This is a genomic window from Variovorax nivicola (assembly GCF_051216475.1).
In the GTDB taxonomy this organism is placed as follows: domain Bacteria; phylum Pseudomonadota; class Gammaproteobacteria; order Burkholderiales; family Burkholderiaceae_C; genus Variovorax.
The window spans coordinates 282569-305032 of record NZ_JBPJZK010000001.1; the positions used below are offsets into that span (position 1 = coordinate 282569).

Here is a 22464-nt window from a genome sequence, read left to right on the forward strand (position 1 = left end):
CCTAATTACAGTTGGTTAAAAAATGCCGTGGGAACTCAATTATTTACTTGCCATCAACATTCGCCCTCCAGGGTGATCAAGTATTTCGACCCGCACATTGGAAAAGCCCGCGCGGAACAATTTTTCAGTCCATTCGTCTTCACTGAGGAGTTTTCTGGACATGAAATGATTGTGCAGATGATTGAATGCCGCGGCGAACGGCTTTTCCCAGCTGGATTGAGCAACAGGAATCGCATCGACGATGATCAGCGTGCCCTTGATTGCATTGGCGCAGCAGGCACGCAGCAATGCGTCGAGCGTTTCTTCTTCGGCGGGAAGAAGATCGTGCATGACAAATCCCGCGTGGATGATGTCCGCGTCCCTGATGAGAGACGCGTCTTCCGTGAGGATCTGGATGGGAGCCGTCACGAACTGGAGCCTGTCGCTCATTCCCGCTTCACTGGCTGCGCGAACGGCCTGTTCGGTGGCCGACGCGCTCAGATCAATTCCAACGCCTTTTGAGCCCGGAATTTTCCTGAGCATGCGAATCAGGAACCCTCCGGAGCCTGATCCAAGATCTACGATTTTCTTTGGTGCCATCGCGACGATGGCATTTTCCGGCTGCGGATAGAAGGATTTTTCGCCCATCCATTTCGATGTGCGAGCGACCAGACCTCCGCTGCGGGGGTATTTGAGTTGCGCCTCCTCGTTGTGCTCGGAAAATTCTTTTGCGTTGTTGATCAAGGGGGCACAAGCGCGCAGCGCCCAGGAGAGATATCCGACCTCATTGATCAGTTCGTCGAAATTGCTGCCGGCCCTGTAGGTTGCCGGTGCTTTTTCATTCAAGACATCGATGATTCCCGCCTTGCTCAAGGAGTCGAGGTAGGCAGAAATCACGGATTCCCTTATTCCGCAGGATCGGGACGCTGTTGCGGCGTCCACGATCGGTGATTTCTGGAGAAATTCAATGATTCCGTATTCCGCACCTATTTCCAGCAGGATTGCAGAGCCTGCGAGGGAGGAACCAGTAATGCCGCGATCAACATTTTGCATGGGTCACCTGTGGGTTAAACACTATTGAAAACGAACTGATTACTTTGCAGTGGCCGAAACCATTTAGTTGCACGATAGTCAGCGCGGAGAAACCCGTATTGGTAAAAATTGCGGCCAGAACCACTCGCGTCAAAAAACTAAAACGGAATTCGGCGCGAGCTGAGCGGTACGGTCGCGGCGAGGCCTGCCGCGCGAGCCGGGCGGGAACAAAGGAGCGGAAGAAGGAAGGCCCTCAGCGCATGGCTCGAGGGCCGGGGAAGCGGCCTCTCAGCAGGTCCGTGCGCGGACGTACTGGAGAGGCGTCATGCCGAAGGTGCGCTTGAAATGCCTGGTGAGCGCGCTCTGGTCGTAAAAGCCGCTTGCAACGGCCGCTTCGATAAGCGGCCGGCCCGCAGTGAGGTGCCTGATGGCTGCCCTGAGCCGCAACTGAGTCAGGTACGTGTGCGGCGTCAATCCGATCGTGCGGTTGAATGCGCCGATCAGCTGGAAGGGCGTCAGGTCGGCGGTTGCCGCCATCTGCTCGAGGGTCAATCGCTCAGCGAAGGAGTCGCGCAGCAGTTCCAGCACCGGCGCGAGTACGTTGGCATCTGCCGGCACCGGGAGCACGCGTTGCCCTGGCTGCGCGTGGCTCTGGAAGAGCGTTCCGAAGCTATGGACGAACAACTCCTGCTGCCGTAGAGGGTCCCATTGATCGCTGTTCCCGTCATAAGCGCGATGCAGCTCCAGAAAGCTGCCGATGAGATCCTGATCGCAATAGATGTTCGATCCGAAGTACCGGGTCTGATCGATGCCCAGTGTCGTCATCAGATGCCTGATGCCCGGCTCGGCCAGATAGAGGGCGCGGTACCGCCAGCGGGCACTGCCGCCCATGCGGCCCGAATGGGGTTCGGCAGGGTTGAAGACGAGGAGCGCCTGCTGATTGGCAAGGCCCGTGCGGCCGCGGCTCTTGAATTCGGCGCCTCCAACCTCGGTGACCGCGATCACGAAGGAATGGTGCACGTGGGGCGCGTATTCATGCGTCGTGAAGTCCGCATGCAGCATGTCCATGCCCGGCATGCCGGGCACATGCCAGTAGCGCGATGTATTCAGAGGGTCCAGCTTGGCCAACGAAGCCTCCGTTTGGATCAGCGGTTGTAACGCTTTCAGCGTCCAACCGGTTGCATGGCACCTGAATGGTGAGCAAGGCTGTCTATTCCAGTGACTACGGCGCGATCTGGGGAGCGGGCGGGGCGGCGCCAGGTCGCTGTACCTTGAGCACGCAAAGACTGTGCCATTTTGCGGTCCTGGTGTGTCGCGTGCCCGGCGCGGGAAAGAACGGATTCGGGTTCACGAATCGCGAAGAATGATTCACTATGCCCGCAGCGCGGCGAACTCCTGGAGACCTTCATGAACATGCCCCTCGAAAGTACGGCTCTGGCGTTTCAGTTTCCCCTGGCCGATGGCGTCGAGACGCACAGGGTATTCAACCAGGCCAACGCTTGCACCGGCCACAACGCATTCACAGGCGATGTGGCTCTACGAGAACTGGTAGCGCGCCACGTGTCCTGGAGCATTCCCGACGCAACGGCGGTCGGCGCATTGGCGGGCAATGAAGAGGTGCAGGACCTTGCGCGATTGGCCAACGAACACAGTCCGCAGCTGCGCACGCATGACCGTTTCGGCAACCGCCTGGACTGGGTCGAGTTTCATCCCGCATGGCATCAACTCATGGCCCTGGGTTTCGCGCACGGCGTACCGAGCCTTGCATGGACAACCAATGAGCCGTCAGGCCACCTTGCGCGTGCGGTGCTGAGCTACCTGTGGAACCAGGTCGAGAACGGCACCGGCTGCCCCACCGGCATGGCATACGCAGCCTGCGCCGGTTTTTCGGGGCGGCCGGAGTTTGCACTCTGGAGGGAGAAGACACTTTCCGGTCGCTACGACCCACGCCGCTTGCCGCTCCCACAGAAAACGGGCGCCGTGATCGGCTATGCCATGACCGAGAAGCAGGGCGGCTCCGATCTGCGCCAGACGCAGACCACCGCCACTTTCGTTGGCACCGAGAACGGCGCCTGCATCTACAACGTGACGGGCCACAAGTGGTTCTTCTCGGTTCCGACTTCTGACGGCTTCTACACGCTGGCTCAAACCAGTTCGGGCGTGAGCTGTCTTTTCGTTCCGCGCTTCCTGCCGGACGGCAGTGCCAACCGAGTTGCCGTACAGCGCCTGAAGGACAAGTGCGGAAACCGTTCCAATGCATCGAGCGAGGTCGAGTTCAACAAGACCTGGGCGATGCTGGTCGGCGAAGAGGGACGCGGCATCCGCGAGATCCTCTCGCATGCACATCTGACCCGCCTCGACTTTGCAGTGGGTTCTGCAGGCCTGATGCGCCAGGCGCTCACGCTGGCGATCAACCACGCATCGACACGCGACGGCTTCGGCCGCCGGATGGCCGACCTGCCCATGCAGACGAATGTGCTGGCAGACCTGGCGCTGGAAAGCGAAGCGGCCATGCTGTCGGCGATGCGCGTCGCACGCGCAACCGACAGCATGGAATCGAACGAACGGGAGCGGCTTCTCGCCCGCGTGGCAACGCCCGTGGTCAAGTACTGGAACTGCCAGCGCGCGACGTACTTCGTCTACGAGGCATTGCAGGTGCACGGTGGCAACGGCTTCATCATGGAGAACCCCATTGCGCGGCTGTATCGCGAGGCGCCGCTCAATTCGATCTGGGAAGGCACGACGAACATGATGTGCATGGACGTGGTGCGTGCGCTTGGCCGCGAGAAGGGTTCGCTCGAAGTCTTTCTCGATGAAGTCTCCCAGCCAGGAGTTGCCAACGCGGCGTATGCGAAGTTCATCGCCGGTTTACGCGACGAACTCAGTGCAGGCGCGGTCGATGAAGGCAATTCGCGCGCCATCGTGACGCGCATGGCCCTTGCGCTCCAGGCGAGCGAAATGCTCAGGCACAGCGATGGCGCGGTGGCACAGCGCTTCGTCGAGTCGCGCCTGGGCGGTCAGCACGCCGGTGTGATGGGGACTTTGGCTACAGGGGCAGATCTGCGCGGAATCGTCTCTCGCGCCGATGTGACTGCGGCGGCGCAGTCGGCTTCCATCTGAAGGCTGGTCTCAAGCCGACTGGCGTTCCCGCTGCAATGGCAGCCACAACACGAACCGCGTTCCCGTCGGTTTCGATTCCCACTGGACCACGCCCTTGATCGCCTGTGCTCGTCGCCGCTGGTTCTGCAGGCCTCGGCCCCCCGCGGACTGATTGCCCATCACCTTCTGGACGTCGAAGCCCTGGCCGTTGTCCTCGATCGTCACCTGCACGCCCGCGCCTTCCAGCGAGGTGCCCACGCGTATCTCCGTTGCGCGCGTGTGCCGCAGGATGTTCGAAATGCTTTCCTGCACGATGCGCAGGATGTGCAGCGCGCTCGACGGGTCGAGCCAGTCGAGGGCCGGCAGCTCTTGCACTTCCCACCGCAGCGAAACACCGGTGCCTTCGAGCCGCGGGTCCAACCGGTAGCGCAGCGTGGCCAGCAGCAGCAGCAGGTCGGCCTCGATGGGCTCCAGCGAGTCGAGCGTGAGCTTCAGGTCGTCGAGGCAGCTCTTGAGAATCTGCGAGACCTTGTCGTCGCTCATGCCGCCGCCCTCGACCGAGCGGATGGCGCTGATCAGCGAAGAGCCGAGGCCGTCGTGCATGTCCTGCATCAGGCGCTGGCGTTCGTCGCTGATGGTCTGCAGGCGCTCGACCTCGCGCAGCCGCCGGTGGCTGAGCTCGAGCTCGGCCTCGCGCTTCTGCAGGCGCTGCGCAAGGCTCGCGTTGAGCTGCTCGACCTCGCCGATAGCGTGCATGTAGCGGCGGTACATCAGCGCACCGAACACGCTGAAGGTGACGGCGTTGGTGTACGCCCCCAGGTACCAGCCTTCGGGGCTGATGAAGTTGTTCTGCAGCAGCCAGTCGGTCATGCCCAGCAGCACGCAGATGCCGATGCCGACCGCGACCAGCCGGCCTTCGGTGGAGCGGCGCCATGCGCTGACGCTACCCACCAGGCAGACCAGGGAGCCCATCAGCGCCGCGACAGCGTAGATCAGCGGCGTGACCTGCGGCGTGTTCTGCACGATGTTCAAGCCGGGCAGGGTGGCGATGCCGATGGTGGTGGTCGCCACGACCACGCCGACGGTCAGCCACTTGAGCTGCAGGCCGTGCAGCTGGCGCAGGAAGAAGTGCACCACCATCACCAGCCAGAAGAGCGAGTTGACGGTCAGCCACGCGAACCAGTCGTTGGCAACGGGCAGGCTCACGTAGAAATGCAGTCCTCGCATGAAGGAGGTGGCCGCGAGGTTGAAGAACAGCAGGTAGCCCGTTTCGTCGCGGCGCCGGAACCACACGAACAGCGCGAACACACCCACGGCCATGAACGCAGCGCCGAGCATCGCGGGCAGCTCCTGCTGCAGCCACTGGCGCATGCCGTAGCGGCCCCTGAGCGCGTCGATGGGGCCGATCCACAGCGACGACAGCGCCACCTGGGCGTTGCGGGTGTGCTCCAGGCGCAGGAGGATCTCGCTGGGCGGCTTGCTGTCGGCACTGTTGTCCAGCTGGACCCACAGCGGGGTGCGGGTGCTGTTCCAAAGCGGGCCCGACTGCTGTGCGCGGTGGACCAGTTGGCCGTCGGCATAGACCGCGATGGTGCCGTCGGTCTTGATCCGGATGCCGTACAGCGCCAGCGGCCCGGCGTCGGGCGGCAGGCCGCGGGTGGACAGCCTGATCCAGGTCGTGCGCGTCGTCTTGGTGGAGGCGGCCTCCGCCTGGCGCAGCAGCGCGATGGGAAGGGCCAGGGGCAGTTCGACCCGCTTCCAGGTGTCTGGCAGGGCGCCGCTGTCCTGCTTCAACGGCGGAGTGCTGAAGCCCGAGGCTTCATCGACCTGCCAGTCGGCGCGCGTCAGGTGCAGCAGCGAGTCGGACTGCTGCAAGCCGGCCGTCCCACCCAGGAAGGCCCCGATGGCGCCCAGCAGTGCCATCGACAGGACGAGCACCACGTTGGCGAAGAAGGGTGCGGGACGGTAGTTCAAGGGTGTTCGGATGAGCCGCGCCCAAAGCTGACGCGGCAATGCTTATGTAACCTATTTTCTCATTCTGTAACCATGCGCGCGATGTTGCTTGCCCAGGGCTTCTTATTGCGGCCCCACTGATCCAGGTCGGCCGTAGTGCATTCACGACAAATGCGGTTCAAGAGTAACTATATGTATGGTTAAATCCCCGCAACTATCGCGAAGAAGACGAGGGATTGCATGAAGCTGCTGCTGAGCATTGCGTTCGCTGCCGTGGCCCTGGCCGGTTGCGCCAGTGCACCGACTACACCCACCGAGCCCGGAACGGGCAAGGGCACTTCCTATGTGCCCATGGTCGCCATGGAGGGCGTGGACAAGGTGCGTTACGACAACGACGTGGCCGAATGCCGCACGGCGTCGAACCGCATCACGGCGCGCAGCGAAACCGGCGACGCCATGTGGGGCGCGCTGGGCCTGGGCCTGATCACGGTGCACGGGCAGGGCATCGTCGCCGCGGCGTCGTACACCGGCATCACCGCCGCCATCATCGACTGGAACGGCCGCCCCGACTCGGAGCTGATCGCCGAGCACCAGCAGATCGCCATCGTGCATTGCATGGCCAAGCGCGGCTATCGCAACCTCGACCCCAACGTGCGCGACTCGTTCTACGGCAACACCTTCGACCCGGGCGTCGTCATGAAGCCGCGCCGCACCGGCATCGACACCTACAACGTCGAAACGCTCGCCAAGGCCGGCCGCTGCAACCTGCAGCCGCGTGCCGAGCTGACGGCCAAGGGCCCCGGCTACGAAACCTACAACGTGCCTTGCGACAACGGCGGAACCTGGGCGGTGCGCTGTGAGTTCGGCAAGTGCCGCGTGCTGGCGCAGGCGCTGATCCGCCGCTCCTGAGCTTCGGCGGCCTCGCGCGGGCTCCTTACTTGACGATCATTCCCTTGAGCGCCGGGTCCGGCGGGGGAGCCTTGAGCTTCATCTGACGCATCGTCTTCACCAGCAACTGCGCGATCATCACGTTGCGGTGCCGCTTGCTGTTGGCGGGCACCACGTACCACGGCGCGTGCTCGGTCGAGGTGGCGCCCAGCGCGTTCTGGTAGGCCTGCTGGTAGGCGCTCCACTTGGTGCGCACCTCCAGGTCGTCCATGCTGAACTTCCATTGCTTGCCGGGCGTGTCGATGCGGGCCTGCAGGCGTTCGCGTTGTTCGTCCTTGTCGATGTGCAGCATGCACTTGACCACCACCGTGCCGGTCTCCGTGAGCAGCCGCTCGAAGTCGTTGATCTGCGCGTAGCGGCGCTTCGCCTCGGCCTTGTCGATCCAGCCTTCGACCACGGGCACCAGCACGTCTTCATAGTGGCTGCGGTTCCACACCATGATCTCGCCGGTGCGTGGCACGACGGCGTGGCAGCGCCAGAGGTAGTCGCGCGCGCGTTCGTCCACGGTCGGAGCCTTGAAGGCCGTCACGCGCACGCCCAGCGGCGAGGTGCGCGAGAACACCCAGCGCACGGTGCCGTCCTTGCCGCTGGTGTCCATGCCCTGCAGCACCAGCAGCAGCTTGCGCCGGCCCTCCGCGTGAAGCAGGTCTTGCAACTCGTCGAGCTCAATGGCCAGCGCATCGACCTCGGCGCGCTGAGAGGCTTCGTCGCCCTCGCAGAAGGGCGTGTCGCCGGGGTTGATGTGCGAGAGCTTGAACTTGCCGTCGACGCGGTATTTCTTGAAGCTGGCCATGTAGCGGGACTCCGTGAAGAACAACGAAGCCGACAGCGTAAGCGATCGACCCGACGGATGGCCGTCAGCGGTCGTTGTCTTCAGGGGGCAGCGAGGCGCTCCAGCGGTTGTCCCAATCGGCATGCTGGCGCACTGCGCCGTCGAGCTCGCGCCGGTCGCGCTTGGTGGGGCGGCCCTGCTCGATGGCCAGCGCCGGTTCGCTGCCCATGCGGCGCAGCTCCCGGAACGCGGCCTGTGCCGCCACGCTTTCGGCGGTTTCCTCGTAGAGCTGCTGCGCGACCGGTGCCGGTCCGCGCTGGCCGCTGAGGCCGAGCACCTTCACGGTCCGCGTCAGCGGGCCCATGCGCATGGCCACGGTGTCGCCCGCCTTGACCTCGCGCGAGGCCTTGGCGACGTCGCCGTTCACTTGCACGCGGTTCTTGCCGATTTCCTCGGCGGCCAGCGAGCGCGTCTTGAAGAAGCGGGCGGCCCAGAGCCATTTGTCGATGCGCAGACGGTCCATGGAATGTTGGAAGTGGATTTCAGGAATTGTGCCGCGAGAGCGGCATCGACGACAGCGGCAGGTGCACGACGGCGTCGAGCCCGATCACCCGTTCGACGCCGTCCTGCCCGGCCGGCGCACTGCGGTTGTCCAGGCTGATGCGCCCGCCGAGCGCCAGCACGATCTCGCGGCAGATCGCCAGCCCCAGCCCCGAGCCGCTCGACGTGCTGCCGGCGGAGAAGGGCGCGAACAGGCGCTGCCGCAGTTCGGGCGAGATGCCGGGGCCGCAGTCGCGCACCGTGAGTACCGCATCCCCGCCTTCGGAGCGCACCGAGACCGACAGCGCAGCGCCCGCGGGGCTCTGCTTGATCGCGTTGTGCAGCAGGTTGCGCGTGAGCTCCTGCAGCATCCAGTGGTGAGCCTGCACCGGCACGGGCTCGTCGATGGCGAGTTCGAAGTCGAGCGCCTTGTCGGCCACCAGCGGCGACAGGTCGAGCGCGATCTGCCGGACCACCTCGCCGAAGTCGAGCGTCACCGACTCCGGCTGCTGGCGCAGTTGCTCGACCTTGGCGAGCGACAGCATCTGGTTGGCCAGCGTGGTCGCGCGCTCCACCGTGTGGCTGATTTCGCCCAACGCCTGCTCGGGCGCCACGTCGCCGCGCTGCGCCGACTGCACCTGCGCCTTCAGCACGGCCAGCGGCGTGCGCAGCTGGTGGGCGCTGTCGCGCACAAAGCGTTTCTGGTGGTCGAGCAGCTGCTGCAGCCGGCCCATGACCTGCGTGGTGGCGTCGATCAGCGGGCGCAGCTCGCGCGGCGCATCGGGCGCGTCGATGGGCGAGAGGTCGTCGGCCGGGCGCCTCTCGATGGCTTCGCCCAGCTCGCGCACCGGCCGCGTGGCGCGCTGCACCACGAACACGGTGACCAGCGCGATCACGCCCATCAGCAGCAGCTGGCGCCACAGCGTGTCGATCAGCAGCTTGCGCACCAGCGTTTCGCGCAGCTCCAGCGTCTCGGCCACCTGCACCACGGCCATGCCGCGGCCATTGGCGCTTGCCACCGGCTGCAGCAGCACCGCGACGCGCACCGGCTGGTTGCGGAATTGCGCGTCGTAGAAGTCGACCAGCGCCGCATACGCGCTGCGGTCCGGAATGCGGCCACGCCAGAACGGCAGCTCGGCAAAGCCCGAGATCATTTCGCCGTCGAGCGCCGAAACCCGGTAGAACAGCCGGCTGCGGTTGTCGGCCTCGAAGGCCTCGAGCGCGGAGTAGGGCACGATGGCCCGCAGCTGCGCCAGGTCGTCGTAGCCCTCCACGTCGAGCTGTTCGCCGATGGTCTTGGCCGATGCGAGCAGCGTGCGGTCGTAGGCCGTCGTGGCGGCCGCGAGGCTCTGGCGGTACAGGCTCACGCTGTTGATCACGATGAACACGGCAATCGGCGCGAGGATGCCGAGCAGCAGCCGCGCCCGAAGCGAAGAGACGTGTTTCATGCCTCGGGGCGTAGCAGATAGCCGAGGCCGCGCATGGTCATCAGCACGGCGCCGGTGCCCGCGAGCTTCTTGCGCAGGCGGTACACCACCACTTCGATGGCCTCGTACTGCACTTCGGTCTCACCCGGGAACACCAGCTCGAACAGGCGCTCCTTGGTCACGGCGTGGCCCGGCTTCATCATCAGTGCCTTCAGCAGCGCCAGCTCGCGCGGCGTGAGTTCGAGCAACTCGGCTCGGTTGTAGATGGCACCGTTGTCGGGTTCGAAGCGCAGCCCGCCGATCTCCTGCGGGTTGAGCCCCGCGTCCGGCCCGGCAACGCCGTGGCTGCGCCGGCGCAGTGCGCGGATGCGGGCTTCGAGCTCGTCGAGGTCGAAGGGCTTGGGCAGGTAGTCGTCTGCGCCGGCGTTCAGGCCGACGATGCGGTCGCCGACCGTGCCGCGTGCCGTCAGCAGCAGCACCGGCGTGCGCAGGCCTTCGGCGCGGGCCTGGGCCAGCACCTGCAGGCCGTCGAGGTTGGGCAGGCTCAGGTCGAGGGCGACCACGTCGGGCTCGATGGCGCGCCACAGGGCGACGGCTTCGGCCCCGTCGCCGCACACGCGCACGTCGATCCGGCGGCGCCCAAGGGTGCGCTGCAGGGTGATTTGCATCGAGGGGTCGTCTTCGACCAGCAGCAGCTTCATACGGTGGCGGCAGGCGTGTGCACTTTGGTGTTTTCCCCAGTCTGGCGGACAGCCAACTGACAGCGGGGCGGCGCATGATAGCGCTCAGCTAAAAGTCAGCTTCCTTTCAAGTTCCTTCCAATTCCAGGAGACACGCATGCGTCGCGACACCTTTCTGAAGTCTTTGGCCGCACTGGCCGCCGCCGGGGCGCTGCCGCTCTCGGCACGTGCTGCAGCCAACGTCAAGATGATGATCCCCGCCAACCCGGGCGGCGGCTGGGACACTACCGGCCGTGCGCTGGGCAAGGCATTGAGCGACGCCAAGGTGGCCGACACCGTCACCTACGACAACAAGGGCGGCGCCGCCGGCGCGCTGGGCCTGGCCCAGTTCGTGAACGGCTCCAAGGGCGACGCCAACGCACTCATGGTCATGGGCTCGGTCATGCTGGGCGGCATCATCACCGGCAAGCCGCCGGTCAAGCTCGAGCAGGCCACGCCCATCGCGCGCCTGACCACCGAATACAACGTGTTCGTGCTGCCGGCCAACTCGCCGCTGAAGTCCATGAAGGACGTGGTCGACCAGCTCAAGAAGGACCCGGGCAGCGTGAAGTGGGGCGGCGGTTCGCGCGGCTCCACCGAGCACATTGCCGCGGCCATGATCGCGCAGAAGGTGGGCGCCGACCCGTCCAAGATCAACTACGTTGCCTTCCGTGGGGGCGGCGAAGCCACCGCCGCCATTTTGGGCGGCAACGTCACCGTCGGCGGCAGCGGCTACAGCGAGTTCGCCGAGTACATCGCCGCCGGCAAGATGAAGGCCATTGCCGTCACTTCCGCCCAGCGCCTGCCGGGCATCAACGTGCCCACGCTGAAGGAGCAGGGCATCGACGTCGAAATCGGCAACTGGCGCGGCGTGTACGGCGCCCCCGGCATCTCGGCCGAGCAGCGCAAGGCGCTGACCGACATGGTGCTGGCCGCCATGAAGAGCCCGTCGTGGGCCGAATCGCTCAAGAAGAACGACTGGACGCCGGCCGTGCTGTCGGGCGAGGCTTTTGCCAAGTTCGTCGATGATGACTTCGCCAGCCTGCGCGCCATCATGACGAAATCCGGCATGGTCTGATCCCCGGCGCGCACCACTGGCCCGCCCACGGCGCGCTGTCCTCGCAAGAGACGACAGCGTGCCGTTTTCAAATCCAGCTCCACACACACCGGGAGAAAAAATGACAACTCCAGAATCCTCGGCCCCCCCGCAACCCGCGGCCACATGGCCGCAAACCCTGGTCGGCGTCGGCGTGCTGCTGACTGGCCTGGCGCTGGCCTTCGGCGCCATCGACATTTCTTCCGAAGCCGGCTACGGCGGCGTCGGCCCCAACTTTCTGCCCTGGCTGGTGTCCGTCGTGCTCGTGCTGTGCGGCGGGTGGATCCTGTGGGAGGCGCGCACCGGCGGCTTCCGTGAGCTCGATGCGCCCACGGGCGCGGAGCATGCCTACTGGCCCGGCTTCGTCTGGGTGTCGGCGGGGCTGCTGCTCAACGCGGCGCTCATCACCACGCTCGGCTTCATCCTGAGCTGCACGCTGTGCTATCTGCTGGCCGTGCAGGGCCTGCGCCGCGCGAGCGGGCAGGGCGGCGTCAACTCACCGCGCACCTGGCTCATCGACATCGTCACCGGCGCGCTGATTGCGGCCCCGGTGTTCTGGATGTTCACGCAATTCCTGGCCATCAACCTGCCTGGCCTCACTTCCACCGGGTGGTTCTGACATGGACATCTTCAACGCACTCATGGCGGGTTTCGCCACGGCGATCACCCCGATCAATCTGCTCTGGTGTCTGGTCGGCTGCGCCCTGGGCACAGCCGTGGGCGTGCTGCCCGGCATCGGCCCGGCCGTGGCGGTGGCCATGCTGCTGCCCATTACCGGCAAGGTCGACATCACGGCCTCGATGATCTTCTTCTCGGGCATCTACTACGGCGCCATGTACGGCGGCTCGACCACTTCCATCCTGCTGAACACACCCGGCGAAACCGCAAGCATGGTGACGGCGATGGAGGGCAACAAGATGGCCAAGAGCGGAAGGGCGGGCGCGGCGCTCGCCACGGCCGCCATCGGCTCTTTCGTGGCCGGCACCATTGCCACTGTCATCGTCACGCTGTTCGCGCCCTTTGTGGCCGAGTTTGCGGTCAAGCTCGGCCCGCCCGAGTACTTCCTGCTCATGCTGCTGGCCTTCACCACGGTGAGCGCGGTGCTCGGCAAGAGCACGCTGCGCGGCATGACGGCGCTGTTCGTCGGCCTGGCGGCCGGCTGCGTCGGGCTCGACCAGATCTCGGGCCAGGGCCGCTACACCGGCGGCGTGCCTGAACTGCTCGACGGCATCGAGATCGTGCTGGTGGCCGTGGGCCTGTTCGCCGTGGCCGAAGTGCTGTACGCCGTGCTCTACGAGGGCAAGGTGGTCGAGGGCCAGAACAAGCTTAGCCGCGTGCACATGACCAAACGCGACTGGAAGCGATCTATTCCCGCCTGGCTGCGCGGCACCGCCATCGGCACGCCCTTCGGCTGCATTCCGGCGGGCGGCACCGAGATTCCGACCTTTCTGAGCTATGCGATGGAAAAGAAGCTCGCCAAGGACAAGGACGCCAAGGCCGAGTTCGGCACCACCGGCGCCATCGAAGGCGTGGCCGGCCCCGAGGCCGCGAACAACGCCACGGTGACGGCCGCATTGATTCCGCTGCTCACGCTCGGCATTCCCACTTCGAACACCACCGCCATCCTGCTTGGCGCGTTCCAGAACTACGGCATCCAGCCGGGCCCGCAACTCTTCACCACGTCGGCCGCGCTGGTCTGGGCGCTGATCGCCTCGCTCTATATCGGCAACGTGATGCTGCTGGTGCTGAACCTGCCGATGGTCGGCCTGTGGGTCAAGCTGCTGAAGATTCCCAAGCCCCAGCTCTACGCCGGCATCCTGATCTTCGCGACCGTGGGTGCCTACGGCATGCGCCAGAGCGCGTTCGACCTGTTCCTGCTGTATGCCATCGGCCTGCTGGGCGTGGTGATGCGCCGCTTCGACTTTCCGACCGCACCCGTGGTGGTCGGCATGATCCTCGGCCCGCTCGCCGAAGCGCAACTGCGCAACGCCATGTCGATCGGCGAGGGCAGCGCAGTGGTGTTCTTCCAGCGCCCGATGTCGATCGCGCTGGTCGTCATCGTGGTGGCTGTGCTGGTGCTTCCGCGCTTGGCCAAGCGCATGAGCGAACGAAAGCTGAAGCGGTTGGCACAGCTGGACGCCTGACGCTCTTCGTCATCATTGCGAAACCGGATGCCGCCAGCATCCGGTTTTTCGTTTCCGGGTACCGCTTTTCCCCACACGCACTCCGAGCCCGGTACGGCTGGGGTTGTCGTGAGGTATCCCGTGAGCCCCCGAATCCTTGCCTGGCTCCTGCTCGCCGCGAGCGTTGCAGCGGAAGTTGCAGGCACCGTGGCCCTTCGCTTTGCCGAGGGCTTCACTCGTCCGCTTCCGTCCCTGATCACCGGCCTTTGCTATGCCGCCGCCATCTGGCTCATGTCGCTGGCAGTGAAGCACCTGGGCATCGGGCTCGGCTACGCGGTATGGGCAGGTTGCGGCACCGCGCTGATCGCCGTCGTCGGCATGTGGTGGTTTGACGAGCCGGCTACGCCTTTGCGTCTGGCCGGCTTGCTGGCCATTCTTGCTGGAGTCGTGGTGCTGAACCTCGACGCCCGATAGCGCCGCTCAGTTCGCGGGGCCTGCCGCATGCGCAGGCCGCGGCGTCTCCACCAGGTCGTCGTCGATATGCGGGTCCGCCGGCTGCCCGCGCAGTTTGCGCACGGTGCGTCTGATCCAGTGCTCGATGTCGTCCACATAGGTGAACACGGCCGGCACCACCAGCAGGCTCAGCACGGTGGAGGTGATCAGTCCGCCGATTACCGCCATTGCCATCGGCGAGCGGAAGCTCGAATCCGCCGCGCCGAAACCGACCGCGATCGGCAGCATGCCAGCGCCCATGGCGAGCGTGGTCATGATGATGGGCCGCGCGCGCTTGTGGCAGGCGTCGCGCAGCGCGTCCCATCGGCTCATGCCGTGGTCGCGGCGCGCGACGATGGCGTACTCCACCAGAAGAATGGAGTTCTTGGTGGCAATGCCCATCAGCATGATGAGTCCGATCAGCGAGGGCATCGACAGCGCCTTCTGCCCGATCAGCAGCCCCACGAACGCACCACCCAGTGCGAGCGGCAGCGCGCACAAGATGGTTACCGGGTGCAGGAAGTCCTTGAACAGCAGCACCAGCACGATGTAGATGCACAGCACGCCGGTGAGCATGGCCAGACCGAAGCTGGCGAACAGCTCGGTCATGACTTCCGCGTCGCCAATCTCGGCAATGCGCACGCCCGGCGGCAGGTTCACGATGGACGGCAGCTTCGTCACTGCGGCCTTGGCGTCGCCCAGGCCCACGCTCGACAGCTCGATCTCGAAGTTCACGTTGCGCGAGCGGTCGTAGCGGTCGATCACGGCCGGGCCGCCTTCCATGGTGAGCGAAGCCACCTGGTTCAGCATGACCGGCCCGCGAGTGCCCGGCACTGCCAGGCGTCCGAGCAGGTCGATGTCTTTTCGTGCCGAGTCTTCCAGCTTCACCACGATAGGCACCTGCCGCTGCGCGAGATTGAGCTTGGCGAGCGACTGGTCGTAGTCGCCCAGCGTGGCCACGCGCAGTGTTTCGGCGATGGCGGAGCTGGTCACGCCCAGGTCGGCGGCGCGTGCGAAGTCGGGGCGCACGGCGATTTCGGGGCGGATCAGGCTCGCGGTGGAGGTGATGTTGCCCAGGCCGGGAATGGTGCGCAGGTCTTTCTCGACCGCGCTGGCGGCGCTGGCCAACGCCAGCGGGTCTTCGCCGGTCAGCGCCAGGATGTATTTTTCGCCCGAGCCGCCGAGGCCCACGGTGCTGCGCACGCCGGGCAGGGTTTCGAGCGCGGCGCGAATCTGGTTCTCGATCACCTGCTTGCGCGGCCGGTCGCCGCGCTCGTCGAGCTTGATGGTGAGCGTGGCTTTGCGCGTCTCGGGCGTGCCGAAGTTCGCGAACGGGTCGCCGCCCGCACTGCCGCCGGCCACCGTGGTGTAGACGCTCTTCACGTGCTCGATCTTCATCACGCGGTTGCGGGTTTCCTCGGCGGCCGCAGTGGTTTGCGCCAGCGTGGAGCCGGGTGCGAGCGAAAGGTAGATCTGCGTCTGCGAGTTGTCGTCCGGCGGAATGAAGCCGGTCTTGAGCAGCGGGATCATCGCCAGCGAGCCGAAGAAGAAGAGGGTGGCCAGCACCATCGTCTTGAAGCGGTTGTGTGTGCTCCACGTCACCGCTTTCATGTACCAGCGCAGCCAGCCCGGCTCCTTCTCGGCACCGACCACGGGCTTGAGCATGTAGGCCGCCATCATCGGCGTGAGTACCCGCGCGACCACCAGCGAGGCGAACACCGCGAGCGATGCCGTCCAGCCGAACTGCTTGAAGAACTTGCCGGCCACGCCGCTCATGAAGGCCGTGGGCAGGAACACCGCGATCAGCGTGAAGGTGGTGGCGATCACGGCCAGGCCGATTTCATCGGCCGCCTCCATGGCCGCCTGGTAGGGCGTCTTGCCCATGCGCAGGTGGCGCACGATGTTCTCGACCTCCACGATCGCATCGTCCACCAATATGCCGACCACCAGCGACAGTGCGAGCAGCGAGATCACGTTGACCGAGAAGCCCAGCAGGTGCATGCCGATGAAGGCCGGAATCACCGACATCGGCAGCGCAACGGCCGAAACGAAAGTGGCGCGCCAGTCGCGCAGGAACAGCCACACCACGATCACCGCGAGGATGGCACCTTCGTACAGCAGGTGCAGCGAGCCGTTGTATTCCTCTTCCACCGGGTCGACGAAGTTGAAGGCCTCGGTCAGTTCGATGTCGGGGCGCTGCGCGCGCATGTCGGCCAGCGCCTTCATCACCGCGTGGCCCACTTCAACCTCGCTGGCGCCGCGGCTGCGCGCCACCTCGAAGCCCACCACCGGCTTGCCGTTGAGCAGCGCGGCCGCACGCGGCTCGGCGATGGTGTCGCTCACGCGCGCCACCTGGTCGAGTCGGATGCGACGGCCGTCGGTCAGCACGATCTGCATGTCGGCAAGCTGGTCGGCCGACTTCACGGTGGCCATGGTGCGCACCGGCTGCTCGCTGCCGCCCAGGTCGAAGCGGCCGCCTGCGCTTTCGGTCTGCACCTGGCGCAACTGGCGCGAGATGTCGGCCGCCGAGGCGCCCAGCGCCTGCAGCTTGCTCGGATCGAGGTCGATGTGCACCTGGCGCGTGACGCCGCCCACGCGGTTCACCGCGCCCACGCCGGGCAGCGCGAGCAGCTTCTTGGTGACGTCGTTGTCGACGAACCAGCTCAGTGCCTCGCTGTCCATCGCTGACGATGCAATGGTGAAGGCGAGCACCGGCTGGGCCGCGAAGTCGAGCTTGGTGACGACCGGGTCGCGCACGTCGGCCGGCAAGTCGGCGCGCACGCGCTGCACTGCGGAGCGCACGTCGTCCACGGCCTCCTGCACCGGCTTCTCGAGGCGGAATTCGACGATCAGCGTGGCGGCGCCGTCCTGCACCTTGGTGGTGATGTGCTTCAGGCCCTGCACCGTGGCGATGGAGTTCTCGAGCTTGCGCGCGACGTCGGTCTCAAGCTGCGAAGGCGCGGCGCCGGGCAGCGATGCCGAGACCGTGACGGTCGGCAGGTCGATGTCCGGAAAGTTCTGCACCTTCATCGCGTTGAACGACAGCAACCCACCGAAGGTGAGCAGCACGAACAGCATCACCGCCGGAATCGGGTTGCGTATGGACCAGGCGGAAACGTTCATGGGCGTGTTCCTTTGAGTTGCTTACTTGGCCGCGGCGGCAGAGGCCGCCGACCTGGCCGGCTGTGCAGCGGACGAGGGCACCGGTACAGGCGCATCCACCACGCGCACCAGGTCGCCGTCGTTGAGGAAGCCCGCGCCTTGCACGATCACCTGGGCGCCATCGGGCACCGCGCTGGTGATCTCGATGCGGTCGTTCAGGCGCCGGCCGATCTGCACCTTCAACTGTGCGACCTTGTTGTCGGGCTTCAGCAGGAAGACGTTGTTGAAGCCGTCGCGCGGCACGATGGCGGCCTGCGGCACCGTCGGCGCTGTGCTGCGGCCCAGTTCGAAGTCGCCGCGCGCGAACATGCCGGCCTTGATGCCGGTGTTCTGCTGCACGTTGGGCAGGTCGACGTACACCAGCGCCGCACGCGTCTGCGGATCGACCGTGGGCGCGATGCTGCGCACCTTGCCGCGCACCTGCGCGCCGCTGGCGCTGACCACGAAGGCGGTGGTGCCGACCGCGACGCGGCTCAGCTCGGCCGAGGTCACTTCGGCGCGCCATTCGAGCCGGCCCTGGCGGATGAGGCGGAACAGCTCGGTGCCGGCCGACACCACGCTGCCGACCGTGGCGGTGCGCGCGGAGATCACGCCGTCGTCGGGCGCCAGCACCTGCGTATTGCGACCGCGCACCTGCTGCGCGGCCAGCACCGCTTCAGCCGCCTCGACGCGTGCCTTGGCGGTCTGCTCGGTGGTCTGGTACTGGTTGATCTGCTGCTGGCTCAGTGCGCCCGTGGCCTGCAGCGTACGGGCGCGTGCGGCATTGCCTGCGGCATCGGCAGCAGTGGCGCGGGCTTCGGCCAGCGAGGCGCGCGACTGCGCGATGTCGGCCTGCACCGTCTCGGGCGAGAACACGGCGAGCACCTGGCCCTTCTTGACCAGGTCGCCCACGTTCACGCGCACTTCGGCCAGCTTCAGGCCGTTGGACTCGGAGCCGACCACGGCCTCTTGCCAGGCGGCCACGTTGCCGTTGGCCGCGAGCGTGAGCATCAACTCGGTCGCTTCGGGCTTGGCGACGGTGACGGTCAGCGCGGGCTTGGGCGAGGGGGCGCCGTCCTTGGTCTTGGCGGCGACGGTATCGGCCGCCTTGTCCGACGGCTTGCCGCCCGTCATGAAGAAGATCGCCGCGATGACGACGACCAGCGCAATCAGCGCGATGACGAGGGTGGAACGCTTCATTGATTTCATGGCGACGTCGCGACCTTGGTGGCCGGGGTGGAGGTCATTGAGGACGATTCGGAAGATGGGGCCGAGGCCGACTGGCGGTTCCAGCCGCCGCCCATCGAGCGGTACAGCGCAACCCATGCCTCGGTGCGCTCTCGCTGCAGCGTGACGCGCGCGGTCTGCGCGGTGAACAGCGTGCGGCGCGAGTCTTCCAGCTCGAACAGGCTCGCGAGGCCGCTGCTGTAGCGGGCCTGCGTGGCGTCGAAGGAGGCCTGGTAGTTCTTCACCGCGGCGTCGGCATCGGTGGTGCGGGCGTCGGTGGCGTCGAGATTGACCAGCGCCTCTTCGACTTCGCGCACGGCCTGCCGCACGTTGGAGCGGTAGATCGACACGGCTTCGGCGTAACGCGCCTTGGCGGCATCGATGTTCGCCTTGCGCGAGCCGCCGTCGAGCAACGGCACGGTCAGCGAGATCGGGCCCACCGTCCAGGTTTCGAGCGACTGGCGCAGGCCATCGACGCGGTACTGTGTGCGACCGATGGAGCCCGACACCGTGAGCTTGGGGTAGCGCTCGGCCTCGGCCGAGCCCACGTCAGCGCTGGCCGAGGCCACGCTCAGTTCGGCCGAGTACACATCGGGCCGCTGCGAGATCGCCTCGGCCGGCACACTGGCGATGCTGCTTACGACCGGCAATGCGCGCTGTGCTGGCGCGGCGGCGAGCTTCTGTTCGAGCGTGGTTTCATCGATGGCGCTGAGCGCCACCAGCGCCTTGCGCTGCACCGCGCACTGGGCGCGCTGCTGCGTGAGCCGGCCCGAGGCGTCGGAGGCGCTGGCGCGGGCAAGCGCAGCATCGGCCGGCGCGGTGAAGCCGGCCTTGGCGGAAAGATCGGTGAGCCGTGCGCTCTCAGAGCGCGAGCGCGAGTCCAACTCGGACACGCGCAGTTGCTGCTGACAGGCGCGCTCGGAAAAATAGGCGTTGGCCGTCTCGGCCGCCACAGCCACGCGGGCGTCGTGCCACTTGGCGTTGGCACTGTTCTGCTTGGCTTCGGCGGAGTCGCGGTCGGCGCGCAGGCGGCCGAACAGATCGACTTCCCACTTCGATTGCAGGCCGGCCTGCAGCGTGGTGATTGGCGTGCTGGCCGAGAGGCTGCTGCTCGAACTGCTGGTGGAAGAAAGGCCCGAGGTGCCGCGGCTGGCCGATGCCGTGCCGTCCAGGCTCGGCAGCAGCGCGGCGCCGGCCTGCACGCGCGTGGAGCGCGCCTCAGCCACGCGTGCCGCGGCGCTGGCAACGTTGGGGCTCGCGGCTTCGGCCGCGGCGATCAGCTCGACCAGCAGTGGATCGTCGAGCTGGCGCCACCAGTCGGCCAGCGACGCGAGCGAGCCGCCGTGGGGCAGCGGCGCATGCCATTGTGCGGGGATCGGTGCCTCCACCTGCGCCGGCGGGCGCGTCAGCGAACAGCCCGCGAGGCTGATGCCCAGGCAGAGGGCTGTCATCAGTTTCAGTCGGAGTCTTCTCATCATTTCTTCAGCTTTCTCTCGGCGCGACGGCGGGTCGCTTCGGCCTCGACCAGCGCCAGCGCATAGCCCGTGAGGCGATCGGCCCAGGTGTCGATGGCGCGCGGCGTGCGCAGCAGCGAAGGGCGGATGGCCTCGATGAAATCCTGGCTCACGTAGAGCTGCATCGACAGCCCGGTGATCGCGAAGGTCAGGCGGTGGATGTCGTCGTCGGCCCGCTCGACCTTCAGGTGGCGGCACAGCAGGTCGGCAATGGCGCGGTGCGGACCCTTGATGTCGCGCTCCAGCTCCTCGGCCCAGCGGCTGGTCGGCTCCAGCATCTCGCGCATGTGCAGCTGTATGCATTGCCGCACGATCTCGCCCTGCTTGAGCGGGTCGATCATCGACACCATGCACAGGCGCAGCGTGGTTTCGAGCGACTGGCCGGGCGCGTTGCAGGCAACGATCAGGTCGCTGGAGTCGCCGCCCATCGGCTCGCAGAAGGTGGCCGTGTACAGCCCTTCCTTGTCACCGAAGTAGTAGCTGATGGCCGAGATGTTGACTTCGGCCTCGCGGGCAATCTCGCGCGTGGAGGTCTTGGCAAACCCCTTTTGCGCGAACAGCCGCAGCGCGGTGTGGAGCAGCCGGTGGCGTGCCTCGGCGCCATCGCTGCGCGGTGCGCGGCGCGGGGCCTGGGTAATCGGTTCTCTCGCGTTCATGCCCGGCATTACACCACGCATGAAATCAAACGATTGATTTACTTAAGGCTTCCTGAAGGGTTTTGCCCGCGAACCGGATTCTGAGCAATTCCTGAAGGCATTTGATGCCCGATTTGTTGCGGTTTGATGCGCGCTACGATTCGCGCCATGCCCGCCGCCCCCACCGCACCGCCCACATTGCCCCTCGATGCCGAAGGGATCCTCGCGCTGGCCGCGCGCTCGATGTTTCATTTGTTTTCAAGCATCAGCCAGGGCATGTTCCTCGTGGACAGCAGCGGGCGCATCGTGTGGGTGAACGAGGGCTACCGGCGCTTCCTGCCGGCGCTGGGCTTTTCTTCCATCGACCAGTTCATGGGGCACATGGTGGAAGACGTGATTCCCAACACCCAGATGCGGCGCGTGCTCGAAACCGGCGAGCCCATATTGATCGACCTGCTGACCAACAAGGCCGGCACCTTCGTGGTCAGCCGCATCCCGTTGCGCGAAGAGCGTGAGGGTGGGGCGGGTGACGTGATCGGCGCCATAGGCATCGTGTTGTTCGACCAGCCCGAGACCACGCTGCAGCCGCTCATCAGCAAGTTCGCGCTGCTGCAGCGCGACCTCGACGATGCGCGGCGCGAGCTTGCGAGCCAGCGCAACAACCCGCTCTACCAGCATGCGCCCGACGGCCAGCGCCGCTCCAAGTACACCTTCGCGAGCTTCATCGGCAGCAGCCCGGCGGCGGTAGAGGTGAAGCGGCATGCGCGGCGCGCGGCCCAGTCGGCCAGCCCGGTGCTGCTGCTGGGCGAAACCGGCACCGGCAAGGAACTGCTGGCGCACGCGATTCATGCTTCGTCCGCGCGCGCGAAGGGCCAGTTCGTCAGCGTCAACATCGCGGCCGTGCCCGACACGTTGCTCGAAGCCGAGTTCTTCGGCTTCGCGCCAGGCGCCTTCACCGGCGCCGACCGCAAGGGCCGCGAAGGCAAGTTCAAGCTGGCCGACGGCGGCAGCCTGTTTCTCGACGAGATCGGCGACATGCCGCTGGGCCTGCAGGCAAAGCTGCTGCGCGCACTGCAGGAAGGCGAGATCGAGCCGTTGGGCTCCAACAAGCTCGTGCCCTTCGATGCGCGCGTGATCGCAGCCACCTCACGCGACCTGCCCGAGCTGGTGCGGCGCGGGCAGTTCCGCGAAGACCTTTACTACCGCCTCAACGTGCTGCCGCTGCGCGTGCCGCCATTGCGCGAGCGGCGCGCGGACATTCCCGCGCTGGTCGAGGCGCTGGGCGAAGACATGGCGTTGCGCAGCGGCGAGGCGCCACCCGAACTCACGCCAGACGCGCTCGCGCTTCTCGCGGGCCAGCACTGGCGCGGCAACATCCGGGAGCTGCGCAACGTGCTGGAGCAGGTGACCATGCGCAGTGACTCGCAGCGCATCGACTCCGTGCAGCTCGAACGCATCCTGCGCGAAGCGGGGCTGGACCAGATCGCGCCGCCCGATGTGATGCAGTTGTCGGGTGACGAAGAGGGGGCGCTGCTGCGGCCGCTGGCACAGCAGATTGCGGAGCTGGAGCACAAGGCCATTGCAGCCGCGCTCGCGAGCACGGGCGGCAACAAGCTCGCCACCTCGCGGCTGCTCGGCATTTCGCGCGCAACGCTGTACGAGCGCATGACGAATCCGGATCGCTGAAGAGGAAGCGCCCGGGCCTGCGGGGCGGCCGCGTTCGGCAACAAAGCTGCAACACGGTGAAATTTGTGCGCAAAGCGGCTT

18 protein-coding genes are annotated in these 22464 nt (G+C 66.1%); 7 read left to right on the forward strand and 11 right to left on the reverse strand.

Annotated features, from left to right (window positions below; genetic code table 11):
- Window positions 1-39: 39 nt before the first annotated feature.
- Entirely contained in the window at window positions 40-1032 is a 993-nt protein-coding gene (locus ACSFBF_RS01305) for a class I SAM-dependent methyltransferase (protein WP_435464576.1), read from the reverse strand.
- A 267-nt stretch (window positions 1033-1299) separates the two neighbouring features.
- Window positions 1300-2139: an AraC family transcriptional regulator gene (locus ACSFBF_RS01310; RefSeq protein WP_435464577.1), complete on the reverse strand. Its 840-nt coding sequence runs from the start codon at window positions 2137-2139 to the stop codon at window positions 1300-1302.
- A 279-nt stretch (window positions 2140-2418) separates the two neighbouring features.
- Between ACSFBF_RS01310 and ACSFBF_RS01315 the strand changes: the two genes are divergently transcribed.
- On the forward strand, window positions 2419-4131 hold the full coding sequence (locus ACSFBF_RS01315; RefSeq protein ID WP_435464578.1) for an acyl-CoA dehydrogenase family protein: 1713 nt from the start codon (window positions 2419-2421) through the stop codon (window positions 4129-4131).
- A 9-nt stretch (window positions 4132-4140) separates the two neighbouring features.
- On the opposite strand, the gene ACSFBF_RS01320 is transcribed toward ACSFBF_RS01315, so the two are convergent.
- A complete protein-coding gene (locus ACSFBF_RS01320) occupies window positions 4141-6084 on the reverse strand; it encodes a sensor histidine kinase (protein WP_435464579.1) in 1944 nt (647 codons plus the stop codon).
- Between the two features lie 219 nt (window positions 6085-6303).
- Between ACSFBF_RS01320 and ACSFBF_RS01325 the strand changes: the two genes are divergently transcribed.
- A complete protein-coding gene (locus tag ACSFBF_RS01325) occupies window positions 6304-6972 on the forward strand; it encodes a hypothetical protein (protein WP_435464580.1) in 669 nt (222 codons plus the stop codon).
- Between the two features lie 25 nt (window positions 6973-6997).
- On the opposite strand, the gene ACSFBF_RS01330 is transcribed toward ACSFBF_RS01325, so the two are convergent.
- The 4 genes from ACSFBF_RS01330 to ACSFBF_RS01345 all read right to left on the reverse strand — a co-directional run bounded on the left by ACSFBF_RS01330 (window position 6998) and on the right by ACSFBF_RS01345 (window position 10451).
- Window positions 6998-7804 carry a PPK2 family polyphosphate kinase gene (locus ACSFBF_RS01330; RefSeq protein WP_435464581.1) on the reverse strand — a complete coding sequence of 269 codons (807 nt, stop codon included), beginning with the start codon at window positions 7802-7804 and terminating at the stop codon, window positions 6998-7000.
- A gap of 64 nt (window positions 7805-7868) precedes the next feature.
- The gene (locus ACSFBF_RS01335; RefSeq protein ID WP_435464582.1) at window positions 7869-8306 is read right to left on the reverse strand and encodes an RNA-binding S4 domain-containing protein; all 438 of its coding nucleotides are present in this window, start codon (window positions 8304-8306) and stop codon (window positions 7869-7871) included.
- Window positions 8307-8325: 19 nt separating this feature from the next.
- On the reverse strand, window positions 8326-9771 hold the full coding sequence (locus ACSFBF_RS01340; RefSeq protein ID WP_435464583.1) for a sensor histidine kinase: 1446 nt from the start codon (window positions 9769-9771) through the stop codon (window positions 8326-8328).
- Entirely contained in the window at window positions 9768-10451 is a 684-nt protein-coding gene (locus ACSFBF_RS01345; protein WP_435464584.1) for a response regulator, read from the reverse strand. The genes ACSFBF_RS01340 and ACSFBF_RS01345 overlap by 4 nt, the downstream gene beginning before the upstream one ends.
- Window positions 10452-10587: 136 nt before the next feature.
- Here ACSFBF_RS01345 and ACSFBF_RS01350 point away from each other — a divergent pair, with 136 nt between their 5' ends.
- From ACSFBF_RS01350 to ACSFBF_RS01365, 4 genes are all read left to right on the forward strand, one after another.
- Complete coding sequence (locus tag ACSFBF_RS01350) at window positions 10588-11547, forward strand: tripartite tricarboxylate transporter substrate binding protein (protein WP_435464585.1); 960 nt, start codon at window positions 10588-10590, stop codon at window positions 11545-11547.
- A gap of 100 nt (window positions 11548-11647) precedes the next feature.
- The gene (locus tag ACSFBF_RS01355; RefSeq protein WP_435464586.1) at window positions 11648-12184 is read left to right on the forward strand and encodes a tripartite tricarboxylate transporter TctB family protein; all 537 of its coding nucleotides are present in this window, start codon (window positions 11648-11650) and stop codon (window positions 12182-12184) included.
- A gap of 1 nt (window position 12185) precedes the next feature.
- Complete coding sequence (locus ACSFBF_RS01360; RefSeq protein WP_435464587.1) at window positions 12186-13709, forward strand: tripartite tricarboxylate transporter permease; 1524 nt, start codon at window positions 12186-12188, stop codon at window positions 13707-13709.
- A gap of 120 nt (window positions 13710-13829) precedes the next feature.
- Window positions 13830-14162 (forward strand): DMT family transporter, encoded by a 333-nt coding sequence (locus tag ACSFBF_RS01365; RefSeq protein ID WP_435464588.1) that lies wholly within the window; start codon window positions 13830-13832, stop codon window positions 14160-14162.
- A 6-nt stretch (window positions 14163-14168) separates the two neighbouring features.
- Here ACSFBF_RS01365 and ACSFBF_RS01370 read toward each other — a convergent pair whose 3' ends face one another.
- The 4 genes from ACSFBF_RS01370 to ACSFBF_RS01385 are packed head-to-tail and all read right to left on the reverse strand — an operon-like array spanning window position 14169 to window position 20727.
- Window positions 14169-17303 carry an efflux RND transporter permease subunit gene (locus tag ACSFBF_RS01370; protein ID WP_435464589.1) on the reverse strand — a complete coding sequence of 1045 codons (3135 nt, stop codon included), beginning with the start codon at window positions 17301-17303 and terminating at the stop codon, window positions 14169-14171.
- Between the two features lie 21 nt (window positions 17304-17324).
- A complete protein-coding gene (locus ACSFBF_RS01375) occupies window positions 17325-18530 on the reverse strand; it encodes an efflux RND transporter periplasmic adaptor subunit (RefSeq protein ID WP_435464590.1) in 1206 nt (401 codons plus the stop codon).
- Window positions 18527-20023, reverse strand: a complete 1497-nt coding sequence (locus ACSFBF_RS01380; protein WP_435465871.1) for an efflux transporter outer membrane subunit — start codon at window positions 20021-20023, stop codon at window positions 18527-18529. The genes ACSFBF_RS01375 and ACSFBF_RS01380 overlap by 4 nt, the downstream gene beginning before the upstream one ends.
- Window positions 20023-20727, reverse strand: a complete 705-nt coding sequence (locus ACSFBF_RS01385) for a TetR/AcrR family transcriptional regulator (RefSeq protein ID WP_435464591.1) — start codon at window positions 20725-20727, stop codon at window positions 20023-20025. The genes ACSFBF_RS01380 and ACSFBF_RS01385 overlap by 1 nt, the downstream gene beginning before the upstream one ends.
- A 138-nt stretch (window positions 20728-20865) precedes the next feature.
- On the opposite strand from ACSFBF_RS01385, the gene ACSFBF_RS01390 reads away from it, so the two are divergent.
- Window positions 20866-22383: a sigma-54 interaction domain-containing protein gene (locus ACSFBF_RS01390; protein WP_435464592.1), complete on the forward strand. Its 1518-nt coding sequence runs from the start codon at window positions 20866-20868 to the stop codon at window positions 22381-22383.
- Window positions 22384-22464: the final 81 nt, after the last annotated feature.

Coding starts and splice junctions, on each gene's coding strand:
- ACSFBF_RS01305 (WP_435464576.1), bottom strand. CDS start 1,032: ATGCAAAATGTTGATCGCGGCATTACTGGTTCCTCCCTCGCAGGCTCT.
- ACSFBF_RS01315 (WP_435464578.1), top strand. CDS start 2,419: ATGAACATGCCCCTCGAAAGTACGGCTCTGGCGTTTCAGTTTCCCCTG.
- ACSFBF_RS01325 (WP_435464580.1), top strand. CDS start 6,304: ATGAAGCTGCTGCTGAGCATTGCGTTCGCTGCCGTGGCCCTGGCCGGT.
- ACSFBF_RS01330 (WP_435464581.1), bottom strand. CDS start 7,804: ATGGCCAGCTTCAAGAAATACCGCGTCGACGGCAAGTTCAAGCTCTCG.
- ACSFBF_RS01335 (WP_435464582.1), bottom strand. CDS start 8,306: ATGGACCGTCTGCGCATCGACAAATGGCTCTGGGCCGCCCGCTTCTTC.
- ACSFBF_RS01340 (WP_435464583.1), bottom strand. CDS start 9,771: ATGAAACACGTCTCTTCGCTTCGGGCGCGGCTGCTGCTCGGCATCCTC.
- ACSFBF_RS01345 (WP_435464584.1), bottom strand. CDS start 10,451: ATGAAGCTGCTGCTGGTCGAAGACGACCCCTCGATGCAAATCACCCTG.
- ACSFBF_RS01350 (WP_435464585.1), top strand. CDS start 10,588: ATGCGTCGCGACACCTTTCTGAAGTCTTTGGCCGCACTGGCCGCCGCC.
- ACSFBF_RS01355 (WP_435464586.1), top strand. CDS start 11,648: ATGACAACTCCAGAATCCTCGGCCCCCCCGCAACCCGCGGCCACATGG.
- ACSFBF_RS01360 (WP_435464587.1), top strand. CDS start 12,186: ATGGACATCTTCAACGCACTCATGGCGGGTTTCGCCACGGCGATCACC.
- ACSFBF_RS01370 (WP_435464589.1), bottom strand. CDS start 17,303: ATGAACGTTTCCGCCTGGTCCATACGCAACCCGATTCCGGCGGTGATG.
- ACSFBF_RS01375 (WP_435464590.1), bottom strand. CDS start 18,530: ATGAAATCAATGAAGCGTTCCACCCTCGTCATCGCGCTGATTGCGCTG.
- ACSFBF_RS01380 (WP_435465871.1), bottom strand. CDS start 20,023: ATGAGAAGACTCCGACTGAAACTGATGACAGCCCTCTGCCTGGGCATC.
- ACSFBF_RS01385 (WP_435464591.1), bottom strand. CDS start 20,727: ATGCCGGGCATGAACGCGAGAGAACCGATTACCCAGGCCCCGCGCCGC.
- ACSFBF_RS01390 (WP_435464592.1), top strand. CDS start 20,866: ATGCCCGCCGCCCCCACCGCACCGCCCACATTGCCCCTCGATGCCGAA.